The sequence below is a fragment of the Nocardia sp. 2TAF39 genome (assembly GCF_052114905.1).
Lineage (GTDB): Bacteria > Actinomycetota > Actinomycetes > Mycobacteriales > Mycobacteriaceae > Nocardia.
The window spans coordinates 1-1,313 of sequence record NZ_JBFRFQ010000134.1; the positions used below are offsets into that span (position 1 = coordinate 1).

A 1,313-nucleotide genomic window follows, 5' to 3' on the forward strand; every position below is an offset into this window, starting at 1 on the left:
GCTTACTTGGCCTTCTCCAGCACCTCGACCAACCGCCAGCGCTTGGTGGCCGACAGCGGACGGGTCTCCATCAGCTGAACACGGTCACCGATACCGGCGACCTCGTTCTCGTCGTGCGCCTTCACCTTGGAGGTGGTGCGGATAATCTTGCCGTAGAGCGGGTGCCGGTTACGGTCTTCCAGCTCGACGACGATCGTCTTGTTCATCTTGTCCGAGACAACGTAGCCGACACGAACCTTACGGCTGTTGCGCTGCCCTTCCACTTTGTCGCTCATGCCGCATCTCCCTTGCCAGCGGGTCCGGTGGCCAGACCGAGCTCGCGCTCACGCATGACCGTGTAGATGCGCGCGATCTCGTGACGGACGACGCGCAGACGACGGTTGTTGTCCAACTGACCCGTCGCCATCTGGAAGCGCAGGTTGAACAGCTCTTCCTTGGATTCGCGCAGCTTGGCCACCAAATCCTCTTCGGTGAGCTCGCGGAGCTCTGCGGCCGGTGTTCCGGTAGCCATCAGAACTGCTCCTCCCTGGTCACGATCCTGCACTTCATCGGGAGCTTGTGCATCGCGCGGCGCAGGGCCTCACGAGCGGTCTCCTCGTTCGGGTAGCTCATCTCGAACATCACCCGACCGGGCTTGACGTTCGCGACCCACCACTCCGGCGAACCCTTACCCGAACCCATACGGGTCTCGGCGGGCTTCTTGGTCAGCGGACGATCCGGGTAGATGTTGATCCAGATCTTGCCGCCACGGCGGATGTGGCGAGTCATCGCGATACGCGCCGACTCGATCTGCCGGTTGGTGACGTAGGCCGGCTCCAGCGCCTGGATGCCGAACTCGCCGAACGCCACCGAGGTGCCGCCCTTGGCCATGCCGGAACGACCGGGGTGATGCTGCTTGCGGTGCTTCACCTTGCGAGGCATCAGCATGCGTCAGCCCTCCTGTGTCTCTGCCGGAGCGTCGACCACAGCGGTGGCAGCGCGCCCGGCCTCGGTGCTGGTCGCCGTGGTACCGGCGGAACCGGACCGACGCGGGCGACTCGGCCGCTCCCGGCGCGGACGCTCGGGCGCGGCGGCAGCGGCGGCCAGCTCACGCTTGCCACCGACGATGTCGCCCTTGTAGATCCAGACCTTCACGCCGATGCGACCGAAGGTGGTCTTGGCCTCGTAGAGGCCGTAATCGATGTCGGCGCGCAGCGTGTGCAGCGGCACGCGACCCTCGCGGTAGAACTCCGAGCGCGACATTTCGGCGCCACCGAGGCGGCCCGAGCACTGCACACGGATGCCCTTGACGTTCGGCGAACGCATGGCCGACT

4 protein-coding genes are annotated in these 1,313 nt (G+C 65.5%); all 4 read right to left on the reverse strand.

Features of this window, described 5'->3' with window-relative positions; all coding sequences use genetic code 11:
• Positions 1–2 precede the first annotated feature (2 nt).
• Entirely contained in the window at positions 3–275 is a 273-nt protein-coding gene (gene rpsQ / locus AB4Z47_RS30655) for a 30S ribosomal protein S17 (protein ID WP_441956199.1), read from the reverse strand.
• Positions 272–511, reverse strand: a complete 240-nt coding sequence (rpmC, locus tag AB4Z47_RS30660; protein WP_327112481.1) for a 50S ribosomal protein L29 — start codon at positions 509–511, stop codon at positions 272–274. The genes rpsQ and rpmC overlap by 4 nt, the downstream gene beginning before the upstream one ends.
• Positions 511–927, reverse strand: a complete 417-nt coding sequence (rplP, locus tag AB4Z47_RS30665) for a 50S ribosomal protein L16 (protein WP_040864842.1) — start codon at positions 925–927, stop codon at positions 511–513. The genes rpmC and rplP overlap by 1 nt, the downstream gene beginning before the upstream one ends.
• A 3-nt stretch (positions 928–930) precedes the next feature.
• Positions 931–1,313, reverse strand: a 383-nt coding sequence (gene rpsC, locus AB4Z47_RS30670) for a 30S ribosomal protein S3 (protein ID WP_441956202.1), incomplete at its 5' end; no start/stop codon positions are given.

Bases quoted from the DNA above. Each gene is read 5' to 3' on its own strand.
- rpsQ (WP_441956199.1), bottom strand. From the start codon at position 275: ATGAGCGACAAAGTGGAAGGGCAGCGCAACAGCCGTAAGGTTCGTGTC.
- rpmC (WP_327112481.1), bottom strand. From the start codon at position 511: ATGGCTACCGGAACACCGGCCGCAGAGCTCCGCGAGCTCACCGAAGAG.
- rplP (WP_040864842.1), bottom strand. From the start codon at position 927: ATGCTGATGCCTCGCAAGGTGAAGCACCGCAAGCAGCATCACCCCGGT.